Source organism: Salegentibacter profundi, assembly GCF_054121475.1.
This window is the reverse complement of the sequence record NZ_JBSYGG010000006.1, coordinates 34,132-59,846: the sequence shown is the minus strand read 5'-3', so window position 1 is coordinate 59,846 and position 25,715 is coordinate 34,132. Positions and strand designations below refer to the sequence as shown.

Annotated in this window: 21 protein-coding genes; 6 read left to right on the top strand and 15 right to left on the bottom strand. The window is 38.0% G+C overall.

The window, feature by feature from the left end:
- The 5 genes from ACW6NC_RS09695 to ACW6NC_RS09675 all read left to right on the top strand — a co-directional run bounded on the left by ACW6NC_RS09695 (position 1) and on the right by ACW6NC_RS09675 (position 3,991).
- Entirely contained in the window at positions 1–324 is a 324-nt protein-coding gene (locus ACW6NC_RS09695) for an SUF system Fe-S cluster assembly protein (RefSeq protein ID WP_093407639.1), read from the top strand.
- Between the two features lie 10 nt (positions 325–334).
- Complete coding sequence (locus ACW6NC_RS09690; protein ID WP_457865594.1) at positions 335–847, top strand: DUF2480 family protein; 513 nt, start codon at positions 335–337, stop codon at positions 845–847.
- A 45-nt stretch (positions 848–892) separates the two neighbouring features.
- Positions 893–1,789, top strand: a complete 897-nt coding sequence (locus tag ACW6NC_RS09685; RefSeq protein ID WP_457865592.1) for a DUF3078 domain-containing protein — start codon at positions 893–895, stop codon at positions 1,787–1,789.
- Between the two features lie 138 nt (positions 1,790–1,927).
- A complete protein-coding gene (gene hflX, locus ACW6NC_RS09680; protein WP_457865590.1) occupies positions 1,928–3,151 on the top strand; it encodes a GTPase HflX in 1,224 nt (407 codons plus the stop codon).
- 90 nt (positions 3,152–3,241) lie between these two features.
- Positions 3,242–3,991, top strand: coding sequence for a hypothetical protein (locus ACW6NC_RS09675; protein WP_457865589.1), 750 nt, complete (start codon positions 3,242–3,244; stop codon positions 3,989–3,991).
- A 24-nt stretch (positions 3,992–4,015) separates the two neighbouring features.
- Here the strand turns inward: ACW6NC_RS09675 and ACW6NC_RS09670 are convergent, their stop codons facing one another.
- From ACW6NC_RS09670 to ACW6NC_RS09630, 9 genes are all read right to left on the bottom strand, one after another.
- Positions 4,016–4,420 carry a hypothetical protein gene (locus ACW6NC_RS09670; protein ID WP_457865587.1) on the bottom strand — a complete coding sequence of 135 codons (405 nt, stop codon included), beginning with the start codon at positions 4,418–4,420 and terminating at the stop codon, positions 4,016–4,018.
- 418 nt (positions 4,421–4,838) lie between these two features.
- A complete protein-coding gene (locus ACW6NC_RS09665) occupies positions 4,839–5,276 on the bottom strand; it encodes a hypothetical protein (protein ID WP_457865585.1) in 438 nt (145 codons plus the stop codon).
- A 286-nt stretch (positions 5,277–5,562) separates the two neighbouring features.
- Positions 5,563–8,193: a TonB-dependent receptor gene (locus ACW6NC_RS09660; RefSeq protein ID WP_457865583.1), complete on the bottom strand. Its 2,631-nt coding sequence runs from the start codon at positions 8,191–8,193 to the stop codon at positions 5,563–5,565.
- A 188-nt stretch (positions 8,194–8,381) separates the two neighbouring features.
- The gene (gene pgi / locus ACW6NC_RS09655) at positions 8,382–10,013 is read right to left on the bottom strand and encodes a glucose-6-phosphate isomerase (RefSeq protein WP_457865581.1); all 1,632 of its coding nucleotides are present in this window, start codon (positions 10,011–10,013) and stop codon (positions 8,382–8,384) included.
- 119 nt (positions 10,014–10,132) lie between these two features.
- Positions 10,133–11,365 (bottom strand): peptidoglycan DD-metalloendopeptidase family protein, encoded by a 1,233-nt coding sequence (locus tag ACW6NC_RS09650; protein WP_457865579.1) that lies wholly within the window; start codon positions 11,363–11,365, stop codon positions 10,133–10,135.
- A 5-nt stretch (positions 11,366–11,370) separates the two neighbouring features.
- Positions 11,371–12,336, bottom strand: a complete 966-nt coding sequence (locus tag ACW6NC_RS09645) for a tryptophan 2,3-dioxygenase family protein (protein ID WP_457865577.1) — start codon at positions 12,334–12,336, stop codon at positions 11,371–11,373.
- A gap of 1 nt (position 12,337) precedes the next feature.
- Positions 12,338–13,114, bottom strand: coding sequence for a DUF3108 domain-containing protein (locus ACW6NC_RS09640; protein WP_457865575.1), 777 nt, complete (start codon positions 13,112–13,114; stop codon positions 12,338–12,340).
- A 474-nt stretch (positions 13,115–13,588) separates the two neighbouring features.
- Positions 13,589–14,731, bottom strand: a complete 1,143-nt coding sequence (hppD, locus tag ACW6NC_RS09635) for a 4-hydroxyphenylpyruvate dioxygenase (RefSeq protein WP_457865573.1) — start codon at positions 14,729–14,731, stop codon at positions 13,589–13,591.
- A 31-nt stretch (positions 14,732–14,762) separates the two neighbouring features.
- A complete protein-coding gene (locus tag ACW6NC_RS09630) occupies positions 14,763–15,920 on the bottom strand; it encodes a homogentisate 1,2-dioxygenase (RefSeq protein WP_457865571.1) in 1,158 nt (385 codons plus the stop codon).
- A 176-nt stretch (positions 15,921–16,096) separates the two neighbouring features.
- Here ACW6NC_RS09630 and ACW6NC_RS09625 point away from each other — a divergent pair, with 176 nt between their 5' ends.
- Positions 16,097–17,134, top strand: coding sequence for an LLM class flavin-dependent oxidoreductase (locus ACW6NC_RS09625; protein ID WP_457865569.1), 1,038 nt, complete (start codon positions 16,097–16,099; stop codon positions 17,132–17,134).
- Here the strand turns inward: ACW6NC_RS09625 and ACW6NC_RS09620 are convergent.
- From ACW6NC_RS09620 to ACW6NC_RS09595, 6 genes are all read right to left on the bottom strand, one after another.
- A complete protein-coding gene (locus ACW6NC_RS09620) occupies positions 17,090–19,312 on the bottom strand; it encodes a patatin-like phospholipase family protein (RefSeq protein ID WP_457865567.1) in 2,223 nt (740 codons plus the stop codon). The two genes, ACW6NC_RS09625 and ACW6NC_RS09620, sit on opposite strands and share 45 nt — an antisense overlap.
- 1 nt (position 19,313) lies before the next feature.
- A complete protein-coding gene (uvrC, locus tag ACW6NC_RS09615) occupies positions 19,314–21,107 on the bottom strand; it encodes an excinuclease ABC subunit UvrC (RefSeq protein ID WP_457865565.1) in 1,794 nt (597 codons plus the stop codon).
- Positions 21,108–21,344: 237 nt separating this feature from the next.
- On the bottom strand, positions 21,345–21,944 hold the full coding sequence (locus ACW6NC_RS09610; protein WP_457865563.1) for a 3-keto-disaccharide hydrolase: 600 nt from the start codon (positions 21,942–21,944) through the stop codon (positions 21,345–21,347).
- 3 nt (positions 21,945–21,947) lie between these two features.
- Entirely contained in the window at positions 21,948–22,703 is a 756-nt protein-coding gene (locus ACW6NC_RS09605; protein WP_457865561.1) for a 3-keto-disaccharide hydrolase, read from the bottom strand.
- A 26-nt stretch (positions 22,704–22,729) separates the two neighbouring features.
- Positions 22,730–24,247, bottom strand: coding sequence for a TolB family protein (locus ACW6NC_RS09600; RefSeq protein WP_457865559.1), 1,518 nt, complete (start codon positions 24,245–24,247; stop codon positions 22,730–22,732).
- Between the two features lie 19 nt (positions 24,248–24,266).
- Positions 24,267–25,619 (bottom strand): Gfo/Idh/MocA family protein, encoded by a 1,353-nt coding sequence (locus tag ACW6NC_RS09595; protein WP_457865557.1) that lies wholly within the window; start codon positions 25,617–25,619, stop codon positions 24,267–24,269.
- Between the last annotated feature and the right edge of the window lie 96 nt (positions 25,620–25,715).

The window sequence follows — 25,715 nt, the reverse complement described above, 5'->3', positions numbered from 1 at the left end:
ATGGAACAGGAAATAGACACACAGGAACTCGGCGAAAAAATCGTAAAGGTTTTAAAAACCATCTATGACCCAGAGATCCCGGTCGATATATATGAACTTGGATTAATTTATGACGTTATGGTAAATACCGATAGCGAAGTAAAAATCCTTATGACCTTAACTACACCGAACTGTCCGGTAGCAGAATCTTTACCTATGGAGGTTGAGGAGCGTGTAAAATCTCTCGATATGGTAAAGGATGCTGAAGTTGAGATTACTTTTGATCCTCCCTGGACTCAGGATCTTATGAGTGAAGAGGCTAAACTCGAACTAGGATTACTTTAAGAAATTTAATATGTCTGAAGAAATCATTAACCGCGTTGCTTCAAGCAAATTGGTCACCTTTAATCTGGAAGATTATTATCCGGAAGGGGAACGCGTCCTTTTTGATATAAAAGACTGGTTGTTGGATGGTTTTGTTCTTAGGGAAAAAGATTTCAGGGAACAGGCAAAAACGCATAACTGGAATAAATATGAAGGAAAATATATTGCCTTGACTTGTTCAAGCGACGCAATTATTCCAGCCTGGGCTTATATGCTCCTGGCCACCTATCTCCAACCTTATGCAAAAAAAGTAGTAACTGGAAACCTGGAAACCCTGGAAAGCATTCTTTTTACAGAGATCATAGACAATTTGGATCCTAGTGATCTTAAGGATAAACCGGTTATCATAAAAGGCTGTTCCAACAAACCGGTACCAAAGAACGCCTACCTTCTATTGATCGAGAAACTTCAACCAATTGTAAAGAGTTTGATGTATGGGGAAGCCTGTTCCTCAGTTCCTCTCTATAAAAGGACAAAACCATAACTTGGTTTATTAAATACTTCAATTCAGGAATTAAAAGACTAACCTATGAGAAGATTTATGATTTACCTGGCCTTCTTTGCCGGAATTTTAAATTTAACAGCTCAGGAGCAGGAACAGGAACCGCAGAAGGAAGGTTGGACAACTGAAGGCAATTTCGCCCTACTCTTTAACCAGTCGGCATTCAATGAAGAGTGGACCGGTGGTGGCACCTCCAATATTGCTGGAAATCTTTTACTTAATTATAATTTTAATTACTTAAGAGATGATATAACCTGGGAAAATAAAATTATACTAGACTACGGTTTAACCAAACAGAGTGGTGATGATTACACCAGAAAAACAAGTGATAGACTCGAATTCAATTCCATTGCAGGGAAACAATTAAAGGAGTCCAACTGGTATTATTCACTATTTTTGAATTTCAGAACCCAGATCACCAAAGGTTACAAATACAGTGAAGATGCCCAAAGCGGACAAACCATAAGAACAGAATACACCAACATTCTTTCTCCTGCTTATTTACAGTTTGGACCGGGGATGCTATGGAAAAAAAGCGAAGAGCTTTACCTGAATATTTCACCGGCAACTGGAAGACTGATCATGGTGGATTCAGATTTTACCTCTTCTCCTGGATATGTTGACGGGAATTATTTTGGCGTTGATGCTGATAAATCTTCCCGCTGGGAGTTAGGAGCTTCAATTTCAGCCTATGCCAAATACAATATTATTGATAACGTTTCGATGGAAAATCTGCTTAACCTTTATTCCAACTACCTGGAAAAACCGCAAAATGTGGATATTGATTACACCATGAATATGAATATGAAGATTAACGACTATCTATCTACCAATTTGATCTTTCAGGCAATTTATGATGATAATGCGGTAAAAGGTTTCCAGATTCGTGAAGTGTTTGGATTAGGATTCAATTATGCCCTATAATTATTACGCCAGTTGCCCTTAAACCGACCTACCCTCAAGACAGTCTTAGTTAATGATAACTTTCCTGGCTTCGTTAAATTTATGTTGAATTAGATGGAAGAAAAACTGCAATAGCAATCTATTCTGTAACTTTGTTTTATGATTGAAAAGACCGATTTAACTCACGAGAAAGCCGTTCTAATAGGAATAATAACCCAGCATCAGGATGAGGAAAAACTGGATGAATATCTAGATGAGCTGGAATTTCTCACCTATACAGCCGGGGGTGAAGTCACAAAGCGTTTCAGCCAGAAGCTAGACTCTCCAAATCCCAAAACTTTTATTGGTTCAGGAAAAATGAACGAGGTACGTGAGTTCGTTGAAGAAAACCAAATCGGTACTGCTATTTTTGATGATGAACTCTCCCCTGCTCAACAGAAAAACATAGAAAAGATCCTGAAATGTAAAGTCCTGGATAGAACGACACTTATTCTTGATATTTTTGCACAACGTGCACAAACTAGTTATGCCAGAACCCAGGTAGAACTAGCACAATATGAATATCTGTTACCAAGGCTTGCCGGAATGTGGACTCACCTTGAGCGTCAGCGAGGAGGAATTGGAATGCGTGGTCCAGGAGAAACGGAAATTGAGACAGACCGTCGTATTGTAAGAGACAAAATCGCATTGCTAAAGAAAAAACTGGAGACCATAGACAAACAAATGGAAGTTCAACGTGGAAATCGGGGTCAGCTCGTCAGAGTTGCTCTTGTTGGCTACACCAATGTTGGAAAATCTACATTAATGAATACCATAAGCAAAAGTGAGGTTTTTGCTGAAAACAAATTATTTGCCACACTCGATACCACAGTAAGAAAAGTAGTAATCAGAAACCTCCCTTTTCTGCTCACCGATACCGTTGGGTTTATACGCAAACTTCCAACCCAGTTAGTAGAATCTTTCAAATCTACACTAGACGAAGTGCGTGAAGCAGATTTGCTATTACATGTGGTTGACATTTCCCACCCAAATTTTGAAGACCATATTGAATCGGTAAACCAGATCTTAAGTGAGATTAAAAGCAATGACAAACCGACAATAATGGTCTTCAACAAGATTGATCAATATAAGGCTGAGGAGATTGAGAAAGATGATTTAATGACCGAGAAAACCTCGGCTCATTATAGCCTGAAGGAATGGAAGAATACCTGGATGAATCGAATGGGAGACAATGTTCTTTTTATTTCAGCACTTAACAAGGAAAACATGGAAGAATTCAGGAAAAAGGTTTACGAGGCCGTGAGACAAATCCACATTACCCGTTTCCCTTATAATAATTTTCTTTATCCAGAGTATGATAAATATGGGGAAGAGAAAGAATGAGACTTCCAGTCTTCTTAATTTCCAGAACCTCTTTTTAGAGGTTTTTTTCATTAAATATTGTAAATTAGAAGTAAATCAACAATTTACAGTATGAAGCGCTTACTTTATTTATCACTCTTATTTTGTTTTGGTTTCCTTTCAGCTCAAAACATCGAAGGATCCTGGAAACTAGTTCATATGAACGGAGAAGATGTAACCAACAGGGAAGTAATCAGAATCTACCAGGATGGATACTTTGCTCATGGTGTGAAATCACTTCCTGATAACAAATTCATGAGTGCGGCAGGTGGGGAATTTACCCTAGGTGATGATGAAATGCTAAATGAAAAAAGAGATTTTGACACGGCCAATCCTGATGCGATCGGGGTTAATAATGATTTTAATATTTCTTGGGAAGGTGAAGACAGATTTATAGTTTCCGATGACATAAATACCAAAGTATGGGAACGCCTATCAGATGAAAACGATGCCCTTACCGGAAACTGGGTGATAACAGGTCGTAAAAGAAATGATGAAATGCGCACGATGAATCCAGGAGATCGACGCACGGTCAAAATATTAAGCGGCGGACGCTTCCAGTGGATTGCATTTAATTCGGCAACAAAAGAATTCTACGGTACTGGTGGTGGCACCTATTTAGCCGAGGATGGAAAATATATAGAAAATATTGAATTCTTCTCCCGAGATGATAGCCGTGTGGGAGCAAGTCTAGAGTTTGAATATAAAGTTAAGAATGGTATATGGCACCATAAAGGCACAAGCTCTAAGGGAGATCCAATTTATGAGATCTGGTCTCCATATTCAGAAGCCTATCAAAAAAGAAATAAAGGAAGCCAATAAGCTAGCAATATCAGTAAGGGCTTTTTATCTATATAATAGAGCTCGATCCGGTAAGTAAAACTCCCCTGGGGGATAGGCCTTCAAAATAAAACTCAAACTTAAGTCATTGGGATGAAATTGAACTCTTATCCTTCCTGCAGTAGCACTATATCTACTTTCGATCGTGCCGTCATAAATATTTTTAGCTATTTTAATTAGGCTTATACTATAATCATTGTCCTTTTCCTGACAGTCCATCTTTTCTCCATTACGGAATATCGAACAGTGTGTTCCCCTGATTTTACTCCCATCAATATATTCGAGAGTAAGCTCAAAGTTATCCTCCCCGTTGGGAGAAGTCCATCGCCAGGTTCCTTCCAGATCCTGTGTTTGTTGGGCATAAATACCGAGGCTAAAAAATAAAAAACAAAGGGGAAAATGAAATTTCATTGGTTGGTAAAGTTAGTTCATACACAAGCTGAATTTGAATAATAATTCTTCAATTTACGCAAAAAAATAATGCCACTTATAGTTCGGTCATAACTATATTACAACTCAAAGTTATTTGGATCAGTTAAAGGTGGAATGCTTTAACTGATTTAAATAAAAAACATACATTCTCTAGGTGAGAAAAATATCACCCGGAACTAGAAAATACGGCTGTAATAAGTCAACAGTAAGAACCCTAAGAGTCACGGGCCAGGAACTTTGACACCATCAATAATATCAACCTGAATTATTTTCTCCCGGTAAACAGGATTAGGCTTTTCTTTTTTCTTTGGTCTGTATCTTGAACAACAAAATGGGCATGGAGTACCTACCATTCATATTTTTAACAATTTAAACAATAGATACCTTATAAAAAAAATTAAAACCAGGCATCCCAGGGAATCCTACTTAGCATTAAAATTAATGCAATGGTATAAAAAATAGCCAGGATCTTGAATTTTGGTTTTGAGGTAAGTTTCTTCTTATGTTTAGAGTAACCTATTGTAATTAGCACAACCGCAATTATCATTATTAAAGGGTGTTCTACATTATATAGTCGTAAGGTAGAATCCTTCATAACTCCTCCCATTCCAACTTCAGAAAAAGCCTTGAAATAGGGAGCAACAAAATATAAGACCAGACCAATTAACAACTGAATGTGAGAGGTAATCAGAGTAAAAAGCGCCAATCTAAAATTAGTAGCACCATATTCTTTATTACTGGAATAGCCAATAATAGCATTTACTGAAGCAATTAGAAGGACAATTAGTACCAGATAAGCCCAGTAAGAATGAATAAATTGTACTGTTGGATACATAGATATAGATTTTTAGTAAAGATAGGATTTTCTATAAAAAAGCTACCCAAATGCAGTTTTTAGTTCAATAAAACCATTTGAGTTCTCTTAATGAATGGCCAAGAATGGTATTTTGTTTTTGGCCTAGAAGTGATATGATTAAAGGAGTGCTCGCATTTTTAATGAAAATAACAATGAGAATTATTCAATTAAAGTTACTGCTGACCAGAAATTACTCACAGCCAGTAAAAGGAGAAGCTGCCACATTTACTGAGACAGCTTCTTGATTCTATTATAAAGAGTATAATTAGAAATTATACTTCACAGAGAAGTTCCAGGTTAGGCCATTACCGTAATAGTAACCGTACTGGTCTCTTTGGTTAATATACTCGTTGTCGAACAAGTTATAAACATTACCTCTTAATTGAATATTTTGAGCTCCGAGATCGAACCTGTAAGATGCTCCTAAATCAACAAGAGTATAAGCATCAAGTTTCTCGGACTGATATGATTCACCTTCAAGTGTTGCGAAAGCCACATCCTCAACATCCACAAAGCCATAAAGGTTTGCGAAGTGATTAACATCCATATCCATGCTAAAATTATCGGTAATTTGCACATCAGTTCCCAGTCCGAAAGAAGATTGTGGAGCTTGTCCTACGTTAGTATCGGTAAGGTTAGCCTCCAGTTCATCCACAAATGAATTAGTATCATTATCTCTAACTCGTACGGGAGTTGTTCCATCATATTTCCAGTCACCAACAGTTGCATAACCCCTAAGAGTCCACCCATACATAGGTCGGTATTTCACATCCAGTTCAAGACCTTGATGAACCTGCCCGATATTGGTAAATAGGAATGAAGCATCAGCGTAATCCGGAACTTCACTTCCACTTGGATTATACTCACCAGAAGCGTTTAAGAATCTATTTTCCCATTTGGTGTAATAACCGTTTAAATTAGCCTGGAAATCACTTGTCTCAAATTTGTAACCCGCTTCAAAACCGAAGATCTCTTCGTTTTCTACTTCAGGATCGGCAAGTTGGGTGTTATCGGCATAACTAGGAAAAATATTATCCAGGAATGGCTGACGAGAATATTTGCCTACGTTTGCGAAAATAACATTTTGTTCATTGATGTTGAAGGAAGCACCACCTTTTAGATTATACCCTGTCTTATTTACTTTTTCTGAAGTTTTAGGGGTTGCAAAGTTACCTCTATCAGTTCTTTGATAAGATTGATTAGAAATTGCTCCCTGGAAGAAAACAGAGAACATATCATTGGCATATTCTACCTGGCCAAATCCACCCTGATAATTAATATCTTCAGAATAGTCATAATTTATTCGCTGGTCTTCATCAGCAAAATCAAATAATGCAGACCATGGGTTAGCTTCAAAAGTCTCAGAAACTATGTAACCATCCGGACGGCTACCCATAGGCTCAATTCTTCCTTGAAGGCCTAGAAGATCAGTTAGCTGACGGAAGTGATCTCCGGTGTACCAACGAAGGTCTGCCCCCACATTAAATGCCCAACCTGTTTCAGTATCGTGACTAAAATTCGATACAGCTCCGTACCAGGCGTGATTGTTTACAGAAGCTCTAAGTAAAGTTCCATTATAGCCTTCACTAAGTCCACCTTCAATGGAAGCATTATAATCATTTTTAATGAAATCCCAGTCGATTAATCCATTCTGGGTAAAAGCTCCGCTTGGTTTTGAATCTATGCCATTGTCTATATAATTAGGACCGTTCCCATAAGTTCCAGTTCCACCACCTCTACCAAAAGAAGCGTAAATCACAGTAGAAAGATCTGATTTTTCAGAAATATTCCAGTCCCAGTTTAAGTTTGTTACAGGTTTATGGTAATAGTTCCTACGGCTTGTCAGGTATTCCCCATCAAGAAAACCATAATTGTTGTTATATTTTACCCCATATTCTTCGTAAAGGTCCATGCTCTTGGAAAAATTCTGATCGTGCCATTGTGGAGCGCCGGTAAGTAGAAAGTTAAAGTTGTGATCACCCAATTTCTTACCCACAGAGAAAAAGTAATTCTGTCCTTGTCCTTTAGTTCCATCTGCATATTTGCTATGTCCTTGCCAATGATCTAATAGGAAAGAAAATCCCCATCCATTATCGTTAATTCCTGTATCATAAGAAACAGTACCTTTAAGGTAACTACCATTTCCTACCATACCTCTTACAAAACCACCTTCCGTTCTCTCGGTTGCCTTTGTAACAATGTTTACTGTTCCACCTACTGAAGAAATCGCAAGTTTAGAAGAACCCAATCCACGTTGCACCTGAACAGCATTGGCAATATCAGAAATACCAGACCAATTAGACCAGTACATGTTTCCATCTTCCATTCCGTTAATAGGCTGACCATTCAAAAGAAATGCCGTATTGTTTTGGCTAAATCCACGAAGAAACATTTGTGAATCCCCAAATCCACCTGCCTGGTTTGCAACATATACCGAAGGAGTATTTTTTAGTATTTCAGGGAATTCCACATTACCTGCAGCCTTTTTCTGAATTTCAGCTCTTGTAATAGTTGAAACGGCAATAGGTGTTCTACGGTCCTCTTCAAGGTCAATAACTCCTCTACCAACTACGATTACCTCTGAAAGAGCATCGGCATCAGGATTTAGGTTAATTCTTCCTAGTTCTTGAGTAGCACCTTGAGCTAGATTAAATCTTCTTGTAATTTTCTCGTAACCAACGAATGAAATGCTGATACTTCCTGTAGCGGATTTCACTTCAAGACTAAAGTTTCCATCAAAATCGGTAGTGGTCCCATTAGTGGTACCTACTTCCATAACAGTAGCACCAGGAAGTGGACTGTTCAATTCAGAATCAATCACCGTTCCGGTAATGGTTCCCTGAGCAAAAATGGTAGCAGTTGTAAAGAACAACGCTAAAGCTAATAGTTTCCTCATGATAAATTTTTGTTTGTTGAGTTTTTTATTCGCCGCAAAAGAAACTAAAAGCTCAAAACCCTTGTTTACCTAAAAGTTAAGGTTTTTAACTTCAGCCTCTTTCACGCCGCAAAACTAAAACATTTTTTGAACTATCTAATTCAAGAAGAGGTAAAACTATTTAGAAGATGTTAACATTTTTGCGATTTTTATTGCAAAAAGAACTTTATTAGATTTTTAGTTGAAGAATCATGATTTTTAAGCTCTTTGCTTTCGATTTCCTCAAGAATATTGGTCGCCAGTTGCTTTCCTAACTCCACTCCCCATTGATCGTAACTGAAAATATTCCAGATTACCCCCTGAACGAAAATCTTATGTTCATAAATAGCTATCAGTTTTCCGAGGCTTTCCGGACTAAGAGTATCAAAGAGTAGCGTATTGGTGGGTTTGTTTCCTTCAAAAACCTTAAAAGGAAGTAATTCCTCAAGATCTTTAGCATTCATCCCTTTTTCTTTGAGCTCCTCAATAACTTCATCCTTAGTTTTTCCCTGTAACAGAGCTTCTGTTTGAGCGAAGAAGTTAGCCATAAGTTTATGGTGATGATCGGTATCCCCAAAAAGACTTTTCTTATAACCTATAAAATCTGCAGGAATCAATTTTGTTCCCTGGTGAATTAACTGGAAAAAGGCATGCTGAGAGTTAGTGCCTGGCTCTCCCCATATAAGTGTCCCGGTTTGATAGTCCACCTTTTCCCCGTTACGATCAATACTCTTTCCGTTGCTTTCCATTATAGCCTGCTGCAAATAGGCTGGTAATCTATGGAGGTATTGTGTATAAGGAATTACGGCTTCGCTTTCGGCATTAAAAAAGTTATTATACCAAACACTCAACAAAGCTAGCTGCACGGGAATATTTTCTGAAAAATCAGTCTCTCTGAAATGCCGGTCCATCTTCCGAGCTCCTTTTAAAAGAGCTTCAAAATTATTATAACCTACAGCAAGGCTAATAGAAAGGCCAACGGCACTCCACAGGGAGAAACGTCCTCCGACCCAGTCCCACATTGGGAAAACATTTTGTTTATTTATTCCAAATTCTTCAACTTTTTCAATATTAGAAGACACCGCAACAAAATGTTCGGAAATCGCTTCCTGAGGTGCTGATTTTCTGAACCAGTTTCTTATGGTAGTAGCATTAGATCTTGTCTCCTGAGTCGTAAATGTTTTGGAAACGATCAAAAAAAGTGTAGTTTCTGGATTAAGATCTTTAAGGAGTTCATGAACGTGATCTCCATCTACATTTGAAATAAAATGAACGTTAAGATGATTCTTATAATGTTTTAAGGCTTCAGTAATCATAACAGGACCAAGATCCGAGCCTCCTATCCCAATATTGACAACATCTGTAAAGGCCTTACCTGTATAACCTTTTTTACCCCCTTCTATAACCGAGTTGGAAAATTTCTCAATTTTGCTTTTTACTTCCTGAACTTCAGGAATGACATTTTCCCCATCTACCTTAATTACAGCGTTCTTATCGGCCCTCAAGGCGGTATGCAATACCGGTCGGTTTTCTGTTCTATTGATGGCTTCCCCGTTAAAATAGGATTCAATAGCTTCCGGAAGTGCACATTCCCTGGCCAATTCCATCAGTAGCTTTCTGGTTTCGGAGGTTATGCGGTTCTTACTGAAATCCAGATATAAATTTTCCCATTGAACGGTAAATTCCTGTGCACGATCGGGATTTTCCTGGAACATTTCCTTCATCTCCAGGTTTTTTACATCCTTATAATGTTCGGTTAACTTTTTCCAAGCAGTTGTTTTAGTGGGATTTATATTTTTCACAGCAGGTAGTTTTAATTAAAAAATTCAAATGAATTACAAATAAAAAAGAAAAATACGAAGTCCTCCTCGTATTCTGCCTTAAAATTGACAGCTGTTAAAGAATTCCTTCCGGGAAAGAATTAAATTTCACGATAAGGAATACTATCGAGTTTTTGTTTTAAGGTGTCGATAGCAGCGAAGTAAGCTTCTTTATGCTCGTCTTCGATATGCTTTGCAGTTGGAAGGTTCTGACGATAGGGATCTACCTGTCTGCCATTAACCCAAAAGCGATAACATACATGAGGTCCGGTAGCAAGACCGGTACTGCCTACATAACCAATTACATCACCCTGCTTCACGCGCTGTCCATTACGCACATTACGTTTAGTCATATGAAGATATTGTGTAGTATATTTACTGTTATGACGGACCTTAACATAATTCCCATTACCCGAAGTATAACTTGAAGCGATAACGGTACCATCGGCGGTACTTACTATAGGTGTACCCCTGGCCGCAGCATAATCAGTTCCCAGATGTGCTTTCCAACGCTTTTGTACAGGGTGAAATCTACGCTTGGTATAGCGGCTAGAAATCCGGCTGTAATTTAAAGGTGCTTTTAGAAAAAAACTTTGTAGCGCCTTGGCTTCTTCATCATAAAAATTAGCTTTACCGGTAATTGAATCCGTTTCATAATTAAAGGCATAAAAAGGTCTTCCTGAATGCTTAAAAACAGCGGCTTCAACATTTTCTATCCCGGCAAAAATGGTATCATCGATATATTTTTCTTCATAAACCATTTTGAACTGATCTCCCTTCTGTAGTTTAAAGAAATCGATGCTCCATTGGTAGATATTGGAAAGCTCATAAACCAATAAATTACTTAAACCCTGATTCTGCATAGCTTCGGAAAGCGATGAGGTAATGACCCCGGATATTTCCCGCCTCTTTATGGTAACCGGGCGTTTGGCTGTATATGCCGAAACCTTTTCAAGATCTACTACAGTGTAGTTTATTTTATCGTTCTCGTAAATGAAAAATTTAGGGGTTTGGGCAGAATCTTTATCCTTTAGAATGATGTATTTTTTACCGGCTATAATTCTGGCAGGATTAAAAGTATCTTTAACCTTCTCGGAAATCTCATGTACTTTTCCAGGGCCCACACCCTGCTTATCAAGAATACTCCCAAAAAAATCTCCTCTGGAAATTGTATCAACCACCACTTCAAAATCATTGAGTACAAAACCGTATTCCTTCACCACCGGTGGGGTTTTGACCTCAGCCATTTCCTTATTCATGGCCTCATCTTTCACATCCTCATTGCAGGCAGTCAAGGCCAGCATCATTAATATTAGGTAACTAAATTTTTTCAATTTTTTCAAGCTGTTTTTTCTGTGTTTAACTTATTTTCAACCCATTCCCTGCCCCATTCTTCAAATTCTTCCTTACTCCATAAATTAGGAAAAAAACTGTTCTTCTGGAAGCCGGGTGGTAGAAACTCCTTCCAGTTGGTTCCTCCCGTCGCCTTCATTGTCTTATTATCTTTATTTAAATGGCGATAAGCAGCCCCAATATGCATTAATGGCCAGTTAATATTAACATAGGCGTCAAAATTACGCATTGCCGTGATCAATCCCGAATTATTTTTTATCTCTTCCGGAAGATTTTGAAAAATATGGTAAAGCGTCACTCCTTCTACCTCATGCGCCAGCTTCAAGAAACTATCGATATATCGATCTTCGAATTGTTTAAGGGTTAGCGTTTTTTCTCCGCTTTCAAGATCTATTCCCCCTTTTTTCCAGTAAATATTTTCCAGTAACTCCTCGAAACTATTTTCAGAAGAAAAATTTTCTCTAATTTCAAAAGGAACCAGATTTTCAAGTGGTGTAGAGTAAATCTCAATCATTCTGAACTGTGCTGATTGAAATCCGCTAGCCGGCAATAAAGCCATCCTAAATTTAAGAAATTGTTCACGATCCATTCCCTTGATCATCACATCAAAAGAATCGGTTAAAATACGGAAATAACGATTTAAGCGGTTAAATTTTTTTATATAAAATCCCGCTTCTTCATCTTTAGCCGCAATTATTTGTTTTTGCTCATGAATAATGAGCTTAAAATAAAGCTCTGTAATTTGGTGATACGAGATAAATATCTTTTCGTCAGGGAAATGTGTCAGTGTTTTTTGAAGACTTAAAAGAGTATCAATATTGATATAATCCCAGTAAGTGAGATACTTATCATACAACAATCCATCAAGATATGAGCCCAGGTCCTGCCCTGAATTTCTAAATTTCTCTTCGAGTTTACTTATTCTTTCGGCAATCTCAGGCTTGATTTCCATGTTAATCTACAATTATTCTGAAGGGATGTTTTAGTCCTTTATAAGCATCCAAATCCGCGTCAAGGGACCCGACTTTAAGATCAGCCTCAATTTTTACTGGTAATTTATTAGCATCATCAGAAACCCAAAATGTGAGGCTTTCTTTTTCTTTAAAAACTCTTCCTGCCATCACCAGAGGTCTGAACTTCAGGGTAGCCACTTTCCCAAACTTGGTCCTGATCACCTCACGACCCAGGAACTTAAGTTTGAAATTCATGGTTTCATCATCTATAAAGAGATTGAGATTCATCTCATCTCCGGGATTAAGTCCGTCGTTTTTAATATTGTTGCGAATATAATAAAATGCTGATAACATATCGTGTACATTTTCCTGGGTAGAGTACGTATTATTTTCCCCACGCTTTCTATCAAAAACATGTGCTTCATTGGTATTGTGATTGAAATCGATTTCAAGATCTTTGGTATATCCTCCTTCATCAATTTTTCTGATAAATTTATACGGTTTTCCATCATTTCTATCGATAAAGGTCTGATAATCATCATCTACCTTAAAAAAGAGATGAAGTAAACCTGTAGATTTCCCACGACCTTTTATATGATAAACAGGCTTATCACCAAGGGTAGTTTCTTTAACTTCCATAGTTGCATAACTAGCGTTAAATGGGCCGTAATGGATCCTAAAACGGAACCATTCACCGGCTTCAAAAGCTTGTTGAGACTGGGCCTGTATAGAAATGGAGGTAAAAAGAACGAAGAGTATCGTAAATATTTTTTTCATGGCTTTGTCTTCCTGATAAAAAGTAAAATTCATGTTACAATCCTGATATTTACAATTTCTATTCCAAATGTAATTAATCGGATAGGAAGATAGCAGTTCACTGAATAAGATTTTTTCTTCAGTTACATAACTCCCCCAATGAAAGTTTAGCTCTAATTTGGTAGTTATTTGTTTGGACAACTACCCTGAACAACACAATAGCTAGAACCTATATCGCCAAGAAATATATTAATCAGGGAATACCACCATGAAAAAAACCCCATCAAATTAATGATAGGGCTTTTGTCTTATTAACCAACTAAAACTTAAATTATGAAAAAATAAATCACACTGTTTGGTAACCACTCCAAAAATGCGAGTGCAAAAGTCTCCAAATAGAAAGTTATTTACAACCCAAAGACAAACTTTAACCAAAAAAATGTTATTAGTTCAATATTTTTTCAATAAATCATATAAGTCGGTAAATATTAACTCTTAACTTAATGTTCCTCGTAAATCCTGCTCCCTTTCAATGGCTTCAAAAAGAGCTTTGAAGTTTCCTTTTCCGAAAGATTGAGCGCCTTTTCTCTGAATAATTTCAAAAAACATTGTAGGGCGATCCAAAACAGGTTTTGTAAAAATCTGTAATAAGTAGCCCTCATCATCACGATCTACTAAGACTCCAAGTTCTTTTAAGGGCTCTAATTCCTCATCTATTTCCCCTACTCTATCCAAAAGGGTGTCATAGTAAGTTTCCGGAACATAGAGAAATTCCACTCCACGATCACGAAGGGCCGTCACCGTTTCTATGATATTATCTGTCGACAAAGCGATATGTTGGACTCCGGCACCATTGTAAAATTCTATATATTCTTCAATCTGGGATTTTTTCTTGCCTTCAGCGGGCTCGTTTATTGGAAATTTTATCCTTCCATTTCCATTGCTCATCACTTTACTCATAAGAGCAGTATATTCGGTTGAAATATCTTTGTCATCAAATGACACCATTTGAGCAAAGCCCATTACTTTTGCATAAAACTCCACCCATTTGTTCATTTCGTTCCAACCCACATTACCTACCATATGGTCAATATATTTTAGGCCGGCATTTTCCGTTTTAACTCTAGAAGCATAAGCTTTATAACCGGGTAAAAAGGGACCCGAATAATCTTTGCGTTCCACAAAAAGGTGAATGGTTTCACCGTAAGTGTGTATCCCAGAAATTATAGCTTTTCCATTTTCATCCTCCAGAACATAAGGCTCTACATAAGATTTTGCACCTCTCTTGGTTGTTTCTTCATAGCTTTTTCTAGCATCATCTACCCAAAGGGCTACCATTTTCACCCCATCCCCGTGTTTATTGATATGTGCATTTAAGTCTCCATCTGGTGTTAAAGGCGAGGTGAGGACAATTCTAATTTTCCCTTGTTGTAAAACATAAGAAACCTGGTCTTTTCTTCCTGTTTCCAAGCCTGAATAAGCTACTGGCTCAAATCCCCAGGCGTGCTGGTAATAATAAGCAGCCTGCTTGGCGTTGCCAACATAAAGCTCTACGAAATCAGTACCTAAAATCGGAAGAAAATCCTCGGCCTCAGGGATCACCTTTTCAAGTTTCATTGATGTGTTATCGGTTGTCATATAAAAATCTTTATCTGTTCTTGAATTAATTTTACTCTACCCAGGACTTATGGTAGTTTTCATCTGCAATTTTCATAGCCTCCTCAGTAAGTTTTAAGGGTTTAAAAGTATCGACCATTACAGCCAATTCCTCCGTTTCCACCTGTCCGATACTTCGTTCAACGGCTCCCGGATGTGGCCCGTGTGGGATCCCCGCAGGATGGAGGGAGATATGCCCCTGTTCAATATCATTTCTACTCATAAAATCCCCGTCAACATAATAAAGGACCTCATCACTGTCTATATTACTATGAGAATAAGGCGCAGGTATTGCTTCAGGATGGTAATCGTATTTTCTAGGGCAGAAACTACATACCACAAAGGCATCGGTTTCAAAGGTTTGATGTACAGGTGGCGGTTGATGGATTCTTCCTGTGATAGGTTCAAAATCATGAATGCTGAAAGCGTAGGGATAGTTGTATCCATCATAGCCGACTACATCAAAAGGGTGGGTAGCATATACCATATCAAATATTTCCCCTTGTTTTTTTACCTTGATCAGAAAATCCCCTTTTTCATCATTAGTTTCTAATTCATAAGGCTGTCTGAGATCCCTTTCACAAAAAGGAGAATGCTCCAGGAGTTGGCCGAACCAATTTCTATATCTTTTTGGTGTGTAAATTGGCCTTCTGGATTCAACAATGAATAAGCGGTTGTCCTCATCGTCAAAATCAATCTTATAGATAGTTCCGCGCGGTATTAAAAGGTAATCACCATACTTGAAATCCAGATTTCCAAGGTGGGTCCTTAATTTTCCTGTTCCCTTATGCACAAATAACAATTCATCCGAATCGGCATTTTTATAAAAATAATCTTCTGTGGAACCCTGCGGAGAAGCGAGTGTAATATCTACATCGCTATTGGTAAGCACCACTTTACGACTTTCCAAGTAATCAGGGTTCGGTATAATTTGAAATCCCCTAAAACGATAAGATTTTATATTATTTTCGGAAGCAATCTTTGGCCGTACACTATAACTTCCCTTGATTTCTTTTACCTGTGTAGGTCTATGTTCGTGATAGATGTTAGAGGACATACCATCAAATCCTATAGTTCCAAAAAGCTGTTCATAATATAAACTGCCATCCGGTTTTTTGAATACAGTATGGCGCTTGTGTGGAATTTTCCCTAATTTATGATAAAAAGGCATAATTTTATTTTTTTAAGCTCCTCAATTTTATAAAGAAAATTGAGAATTTACTATTTTTTAGGCTCTAATTTTCCTTAAAAACAAATATCGGGAATTTTAAACTAAACATTCTTAAAACATCACTAAAACCCTGAAGCAATATGTAATGAATACATATCTCTCTCGATTAATTATATATGACAAAAATTAAACTCAGTATACTCGATCAATCAATTGTAAGAAATGGCGCTTCATCAGAAGAAGCATTACAGGAAACTATAGAAACTGCGAAGCTTGCTGATGAATTAGGTTATCATCGCTTTTGGCTCTCTGAACATCACAGCTCAAAATTTATAGCCGGATCGGCTCCTGAAGTGCTTTTAAGCAGGCTTGGGGCAGAAACCAATCGCATTAGACTTGGTTCTGGCGGAATTATGCTCCCCAATCACATTGCTTTTAAAGTTGCAGAAAATTTCAGGACCCTGGAAGCCCTGTATCCGAAGCGCATTGATCTGGGTATGGGAAGAGCGCCTGGGGGAGATAGGGTAAGTGCCTACCTTTTAAATCCCTCCAACACCTTTAAAGAAGAAGATTATCTAGCACAGCTGGAACATCTTCAGCATTTCTTCAGTGATACTGCCGGTACAGAAAAAGGTAGGATCTATGCTATTCCTCAGGTAAAGACTGTCCCCCAACAGTGGATCCTGAGTTCAAGTGGAGGAAGTGCTAAAATAGCAGCGAAGATGGGAATGGGTCTTTCGGTAGCCAAATTCATTAATGGTTTAGTTTCCCCTGAAGTGGTTCAGGATTACCGCAAACTTTTTACACCATCAGAGAACTTGAGTTCTCCCCAGGCCTTTGTGTCAATTTTTCTGATGTGTGGTGAGACCGAAGAAATCGCTAATAATATGCGCAAATATATTGAGTATATTCTCCTCCAGTTTGAACGGGGAAACTTTCAAAATTATCCGGACTTTAAAACAATTGAGAGGTATGAGTTTAGTGAAGGAGAAAAGGAATTGCTTCAGCGAAATTCTGGACGAATTGTTTCCGGTACTAAGGAATCTGTAAAAAAGGAATTGGAGCAACTTGCTTCAGATTTTGACGTGAATGAATTGATGATTTCAACCATGAGTTATTCAAAGAAATTGCGTTTAAGATCTTTTGAACTGATAGCCGAAGCTTTCCGTTTAAAACCAGAATCCCAGACTAAAAAACCAGGTACTGGATTGTAATTCAGGGGACCATGTGTATTTGACTTCCAGCGGTCCTATAAAAGATTCCAGTCCATAGCCTAGGGCATAACCGGAAAAATCGGGACTAGTAAACCATTCCCCTGTGGAATAAAGCCTGTTTCCTACGTTTGCATAATTTGCACTACCAACCAGATGATGTCTCCTAATGAATTCGTAATCCAGGTCCACAAGTCCTTTGATATAACTATCACCTGAAATATTTATAAAATCATACCCTAAAAAAGGCTCAAAATTATTAATTAGGTTATTCCCGTAACCACCAAGGAAGAAATCCAAGGTATTGGTATTGTCATTACCAATTTTCAATCCAGACGAGCCTTCGAGTCTGAGGGATAATTTTTCCATAGGGGAAAAAGCGTAACCAATTTCACCTTTAGCAATTGAAAATTCAGAAAAATTCTCATTGTAATCCGAGGAATACAAATAAAGATGGAAATCACTATTAAGATAAAAACCATTTGACGGAAAGTATTTATTATCGTAGGAATCATATCTTAAATTACCGAATCCACTCAGAAAATGACTGTTTTCAAAAATATTATCAGGAAGTTGAGTGGAATTACGATCCAGCGTTTCAGTTTTTATTTTCAAAAATTTATGTTCGGCTCCAAGTCCGAAGGAAAAAACCTGTTTAAAGGTAGTTTCAAAATAAATCTGATTGGTGAAATCGATATGATCAATATTGAGCTTACTAAGGGATTGGTCTTCCAGACCTGCATTTTGACGCGCAAAATCAAAAGAAATATCTTCGTTGAACTTATTATACCTGGAGTGTACTCCTATACTCCAATAATGGCCTTTATCGAGATAATAATCCAAATTGTACCTGAAATTATCGCCGACAATGATATCCAATGAGGTGACGTCGTTGGTGAAAAGTAAACTTTTATGAGTGACGTTAAGTAAGGCTGCACTTCGGTACAATTCATCATAATGCACTCCAAGCCGTAGAAAAGTCTTATTCTGGCTCTCTTCAATTTGCATGGCAAGAGTATAGAATTTATCATCCTCATTGGGAAGTAACCGATAATTTATACGATTGAAATTTCCTGTAGCTGTAAGGTTATTTATTCCATTATTTAGGTCTTCAAAAGTAAACTTAGTGAAATAATTAAGTCGAAGTTTACCCATAATATATTCCCTGGGATAATTGTTGTTACCTTCCAAAGTGAGGGTGCTAATTTGTAAAGTATCAATACGAGGAATCAAAAATTCTGAATCACTCGGCTTTTGTCTTTTAGAAACCTCCTTTAAATCATCGAATCTTTCCCTGGTGGCCACTACCCCTGTATCAATAATTTCCTTCCCTTTATCAAAAGACAGGACAGAAAATTTTGAGATATCAGGTTTAATATAAATATCCGTTTTCGGGATTTTCTCCTTCATATCGCTTATGGTCCTAAAGTTGCTAATCTGAGTAAGAATATCAAAAACCCCTTTGAGTTCCGAGCGGTCCATTAAACTGTCCTGGACATCAACCCCAATTACAAATTCAGCACCACGTCTTCGCAATTCCTCGACCGGATAATTATTGGCTACTCCACCATCGGTAAGCAAACGGTCCCCGATTTTAACCGGACTAAAAATAGAAGGAATAGCCCCACTAGCCGAAACCGCCTGGGCAAGCGAACCTTCATCCAGGATAACCTCCTCCCCGGTTTCCACATCAGCAGCAATGCAAAAGAATGGAATTGGCAACTCATCGAAGCTGTCTATATTTCCATTATGCATCGTAAGGCCTGACATTAAGTTATAGATATTCTGGCCTCGAGAAAGCCCCGTAGGTAAGCCAATTTTGAAACGATCGAAGGGTAAGGTTAATGCGTATTTTTCAGAATCTTCCTTTTCATAGAAGGTTTTGGCATCCCGTGGAAGGTCGTCTTGAATAAGGATATTAAAATTCGTTTCATGAAAAATAGAGTCCAATTCATCCGCTGAATATCCTGAGGCATAAAGTCCTCCAATTATGGCGCCCATGCTGCTTCCTCCGATATAATCTATACGAATCCCCGCTTCTTCCAGGACCTTTAATGCCCCAATATGAGCAAGCCCTTTGGCGCCACCTCCACTGAGAACCAAACCTACCTTTAGGTCTTCTTCTTGGGCAGAGCCCAGGAAAGACCAAAGTAAAATACATATAAAGAGAACTTTCCTCATGTTAAGTTGGATGATAATACTGATGAATAATTTTGGCTTTTGCTTGGCCAATCACCTCACCCAAATCCTTTTGGGAGGCTTCCTTGATTCTTTTAACCGATCTGAAATGTTTGAGTAACTCTACTACGGTTTTTTCACCTATGCCTGGAATTTCTTCAAGTTCCGTATTTAGAGCAGCTTTACTTCTTTTATTTCTATGAAAGGTAATCCCAAACCGGTGAGCCTCATTGCGTAGTTGCTGAATGATCTTTAAGGTTTCAGATTTTTTATCCAGATAAAGCGGAATTGAATCCCCAGGATAGAATAACTCTTCAAGGCGTTTTGCAATTCCGATAATAGCAATTTTTCCTCGCAAGCCAAGACTATCCAGGGCTTTTACGCCTGAAGACAATTGTCCTTTACCCCCATCAACTATGATTAATTGAGGTAATGGAGCTCCCTCATTCAATAAACGGCGGTATCGTCTGTATACGACCTCTTCCATCGAGGCAAAATCATCGGGCCCTTCCACCGTTTTGATATTAAATTTACGATAATCTTTTTTACTGGGTTTTCCATTTTTAAAAACTACACAAGCCGCCACGGGATTACTTCCCTGGATATTGGAGTTATCAAAACATTCAATATGCCGGGGTTCTTCACTTAGCCGCAAGTCTTCTTTCATTTGGGCCATCACTCGATTGACGTGCCTGTCTGGGTCTACGATTTTCATCTGTTTGAAGCGCTCCTGTCGGTAGTATTTTGCATTTCGCTGAGAAAGCTCCACGATTTTCCTTTTATCACCCAGTTTTGGTACGCTAACCTTAACATTCTCTCCCGCTTCAACTTTGAAAGGCACATAAATTTCTTTAGAGTTAGAATTAAAACGTTGTCTTATCTCGGTAATTGCCAGCTCCAGCAACTCAGCATCACTTTCTTCTAGTTTTTTCTTCATCTCTATGGTATGACTTCTAATAATAGCACCGTGGGAAAGTTGAAGAAAATTCACATAGCCGTAACCTTCATCACTTACAATGGAGAAGACATCCACATCACTGATCTTGGGATTGACAACCGTAGATTTGGCCTGATAATTTTCCAAAATATCAATTTTGTTTTTTATCCGCTGGGCATCTTCAAATTCCATCCGTTGCGCATAGTCCTTCATCTGCGCTCTGAACTTATGCAATGAATCTTTGAAATTACCTTTTACGATCTGCCTAATGGCTTCAATATTTTTATTATACTCTGCTTCTTCCTGCAGACCCTCGCAAGGTCCTTTACAATTCCCTAAATGGTATTCCAGACAAAGTTTGTACTTACCTGCCTTAATTTTTTCCTCTGATAGATCATAATTACAGGTGCGCAACTTATAAAGACCCTTTATGAGCTCTAAAAGGGTGTTAACTGTTTTAAAACTTGTGAATGGTCCATAATATTCACTTCCGTCTTTTATAAGTTTGCGGGTGGGAAAGACACGTGGAAAGCGTTCATTCTTAATACAGATCCAGGGGTAAGTTTTATCATCTTTAAGCATCACATTAAAGCGCGGCTGATGCTTTTTGATTAGATTATTTTCCAATAAAAGGGCATCAGTCTCTGATGCGACCACAATATGCTTTATTTCATAAATTTTCTTTACCATCACCCCTATCCTATGACTATCGTGACGCTTGGTGAAATAGGATGTGACGCGTTTTTTTAAATTTTTAGCTTTACCTACATAAAGTATTCTGCCATTTTTATCGAAATACTGATAAACCCCAGGGCTGTTAGGTAAAGTTTTTAGTTGAAGTTCTAAAGCAGGCGTTTCCATTATCCCAAAGGTATTATTTTTTATGTTTTACATCTGCTTTTTTCAAATACCTGGTTCCTAAGAAAAATATTCTATCACCTCAGTAAAACAAAGGAAGAAACTCATAAACTAAATTTAAACCGAAGGAATCCAAAGGTTTACCTCTACAAGCACAAATTAAAAACGCCTGTACTTAAACAGGCGCTTTTGAACAACTAACGATTACTTAATCACCGATTAATGTTTAAATTAATTTTATTAATCTTTCAATTCTCGTAATTTTATATTTCGCCAAAACACTTTAATACCACCTCCATCATGGATTTGCAGGGCTATTTTCCCCGTAGCCTCACCAATTTTTTCATCGGAAAAATTTACCATTTCCTTTCCATTAAGCCAGGTTTGGACCTGATCACCTTCAACTCTTATCTTCATTTTATTCCAGTCTCCATAATTGAGAACGGATTCTTTACTGGCTTCAGGTTTAATAAGCCAACCTCTCCCGTAAGATTCATAGACTCCTCCTGTATGTAAATCCGGCGGTGCAACTTCAACCTGCCAACCTGAAATTTTGGTGCCTTCAATATCGGAGCGAAAAAAGACACCACTGTTACCATCAGCTTCCTGAAGGAATTCCAGCTCCAGTTCAAAATCTTTATACTCCTTATTGGTAGCCAGGTAACCGTATTCTGCATCCGGACCGCTTTCGGCAACAAGTAAACCATCTTCCACATACCATTTCTCAGTACCATAGACTTGCCATCCATCGAGATTTTTCCCATTAAAGAGTTTTGACTCTGATTTACAGCCCAATAAGGCCATACATAATACAACTAATAAAATTTTTGTTTTCTTCATTTTTTAAAGTTTTTTAATTTTTATATTTCTAAACCAGGTGAAACTACCATGATCCTGCAGACCAATTAATCCTGACTTGGCTTTTCCGTAATCCGGAAAATCCTTCCACTTACCTTCGTTTTTCCTCTTTTTCCAATCTTCCGACCAGGGTTCAAATTCAAGGGTTTTTTCCCCATTTAACCAATAAGTAACTTTTTCATTGGTAAACCTGATTCTACTGGAATTCCATTCCCCAATCTCTTTTAAATCGTCTTTATTATATTCCGGATCATACATTCCATAATCACCTCCGATAGATTGCCATGGCTCCAATTCCTGGGGGAAACCGAGTTGATCTATGATCTGATATTCAGGGGCGGCAAAATATGGTGCATCATATTTCTCATCTTCCACGACATGGTAAAAAATACCGCTATTCCCTTCCGGAGAAATTTTCCATTCGAAATAAAGTTCAAATTCTCCATATTCCTGTTCCTCATACACGATGTCCCCGCCGATATCGCCTCCTTTTCCCAGAGACTTCAAGCTGCCATCTTCTATAATCCATCCCTCCGGAAGACCTTCACCGTCTTCTCCATTGTATGCCCGCCAGCCATCGGCATTTTCTCCATTAAAGAGATATTGCCAATCTTCCTGCTGACTTGATTCTTCCTTGTTTTCTTCTGCCTTCATTTCAGATTTATTTTCTGAATTTTCAGAAGAATTTTTACAGGCTATCAGTGTGGTGACCGTGATAACGCTTAAAATTATTTTTTTCATTGTTAACTATTTGGTTTAAAAAAGACCTAATTGCATGCGGTATTAGTAACAAAGGCTATTTTTTTACTATCCTTCGACCAGCTGGGCACATTAATAGTTCCCTGTCCCCCATATATATAAGCAATAACAGTAGGTTTACCTCCCCCAACCGGCATGAGCCTCAAGAGGCAATGCTGATAAAATGGGTGATCTCCTGAATCAATTTCCGGAGGGAAAGAAATAAATGCAATCCATTTCCCATCAGGGGAAATATGAGGAAACCAATCATTATAGTTTGGGTCAAAGGTCAATTGCTCTTGCTGACTGCCGTCAGGTTTCATCCTCCACAAATGCATTTTACCATTCCGGTTCGAATTGAAATAAATATATTCTCCATCTGGGGAAAACTCTGAACCATCATCCAGATAATCGGTGTCGGTAAGTTGAATTTCCTTTCTAGTATCAATATCGATACTATAAATATCCATCTTACCCTTCCGGTCTCCGGTAAAAATTAGGGTTTTATTATCCGGGGAAATTCCGTGCAGATAAGAAGCCCCAACACCATCTTTTGTAATTTTCTGAGGAAGCGTATCACCGTCTGGGTTCATAATATAAAGAGATGAAACCCCTCCATCTTCCATATTATGGTGACTTATTCCTAAAATGCTTTCATCAAAAGAAAAAACGTGATCATTGTTATTATTAATTGCAAAACCCGTTTCAATTTGTTCCACCCTTTCAGATTTCAAGTCATACCGGTATAAATAACCATTGGAATTATATACCAGGTCTTTATCTTTATTTACCCAATTTGGAGCTTGAATGGAATGAGCGGAAGAAAACAAAATCTTACGATGTCCGGTTTCCACATTAAGGATTTCAAGGTTACTACCAAGGTATTCCTGATACTGTTCAAAATCTCGTCCTGCTGGCGTTATGATCCTAACGTTCTTAACAGTAACCTTTCCCCTGACTTTATCCTTTCCGGGGTCAAAAAAAATTCCTGCAAAGACTTCGTTTCGAAGGTCGTTATTCTTAATTTTTACCGTTGTAAAAGGCTCTCCGAATTTTGCTGAAGAAAGGTAATAAATATCTCCTTTTCTCTCTAATTGAAGAACATTTACGCCGTCCAAAGGAACATCAACTTTCTTTTTACTCGAACCCAAGAAAGCCGCCCCGTGATTATTCAGCGAAGCGATAACTTCCGGTGACTTTGAATTCAGATTATTTCGAATAATCCATCCTGCACTTGATCCAGAAACATCACCTTCATAGCTTAAATGGGCCCTGAGAATAAAGTCTCCTTGCAAAGATTTATATAAATAATGATAGGGATCAAAGTCCTCTGAAGGATGATCTTCAGAAAACAAGAACGAATATTCCTGTATTTTTGGGTTATACCTTAATTCTCCAATACTTACGGAATCCCCAATAACAACCTGGTTTTCAAAAATTCCTACATCCGCCTCAGAAGTAGTGAAATTTCGAAAAATCTCATTATCGAAAGGAGCAGCAGCACCTAAAAATATTAATAGAAAGCTTCCGAGGATTATTTTTTTCATCTGCAGATTATTTATGGAATTAAATCATTTTCATTTCCACCGGATCCCAATCTATAAATTTGTTCTGCCTATAACTTTCATTACAAAGTAAAGCTGGCGCAGCCGCTCTGAATCCAAACACAGGATTTTCCACTACCTCTCCATTAGTCCTTATGGCGTGAAAGAAATTAGCAAAATGGTCGTAATGAGCACCTTTATAGCCTTTTTCCACCTGATAAAAAGTTTCTGATGGTGGAAGAATTTTTTTACGGTTACTACGTGTTTGATTTTGTTCTCTACCTTTTTCTTCCATGAAAGGATCATCTGAGGCTGCAACGGCATTTTGTTTTAGCATCACATCATCCCAGGTGACGTCCATAGACCCTTTACTTCCAACAATTTTAAGATATGTACTCCCGCTAGTTCCGTCAACGAAATTACAGCGAAGAGAAAGATTGAATCCAGGATGTTGTTCAGAATCAGGATAATCAAACATGCCCAATAATACATCGGGGACTTCACGCCCGTCTTTCCAATACCTTAAGCCCCCTGTGGCTGATACCTTATTTGGCCCTAGCGAATCAGTTATGAAATGAAGACTGGAAAAAAGGTGAACAAATAAATCTCCAGACATACCGGTTCCATAATCAAGGTAATTCCTCCATCGAAAGAACCTTTTTGCATCAAAGGAACCTTTTTCGGTATTAGCAATGAATTTTTGCCAGTCCACACTTTGAGGGGAAGCATCTGGAGGAATCGGATATTGCCAGGCCCCAAAGGGTGAATTCCTTGCCCAGAAACCCTCAGCATAATTAATATCTCCTATTGCACCTTGAGCAAGAAGTTCCTTTGCCTTTTCATTCCCTAAAGAAGATAGACCCTGGCTTCCTACCATGAAAATTTTTCCCGACTTTTTCCACACATTGATCAAGTCTTTTCCTTCTCCCACAGAATGGACCATTGGTTTCTCACAATAGACGTGTTTTCCTGATTTTAGAGCATCGATGCTTATTTGTTTATGCCAATGATCTGGTGTGGCAATTATTACTGCATCAATATCTTCTCTTTTCAGAATTTCTTTGTAATCTTTGGTGAGAAATATATCTTCACCCCATCGTGTTTTGGATTCTTCAAGTCTACCGTCATAAAGATCACAAACAGCTATCATCTTAATATTGTCATGTTCCAATGCTGTTTTGGCGTCAGCTACCCCCATTCCTCCAGCACCAATCAATGCAAGCCCAAGGGGTTTAGAATCGAAAATAGTCCTGGTATTCCTTTCCAGGAACTTTATTGATTTTGTCTCAGAGGCAAATGCAGAAGGCATAATAGCCGCAGTAGCTCCTGCCAGACCAAGATTCTTTAAAAAAGAACGTCTTTGTTTTTTCATCATTATTAATTCATTCTGGATAGGTTAAACCCCAGTTTTAGTAAGGCAAATTCAAAATCAAAGAGAGTGTTTAAGAAACACTCTCTTTAAAACAATTAG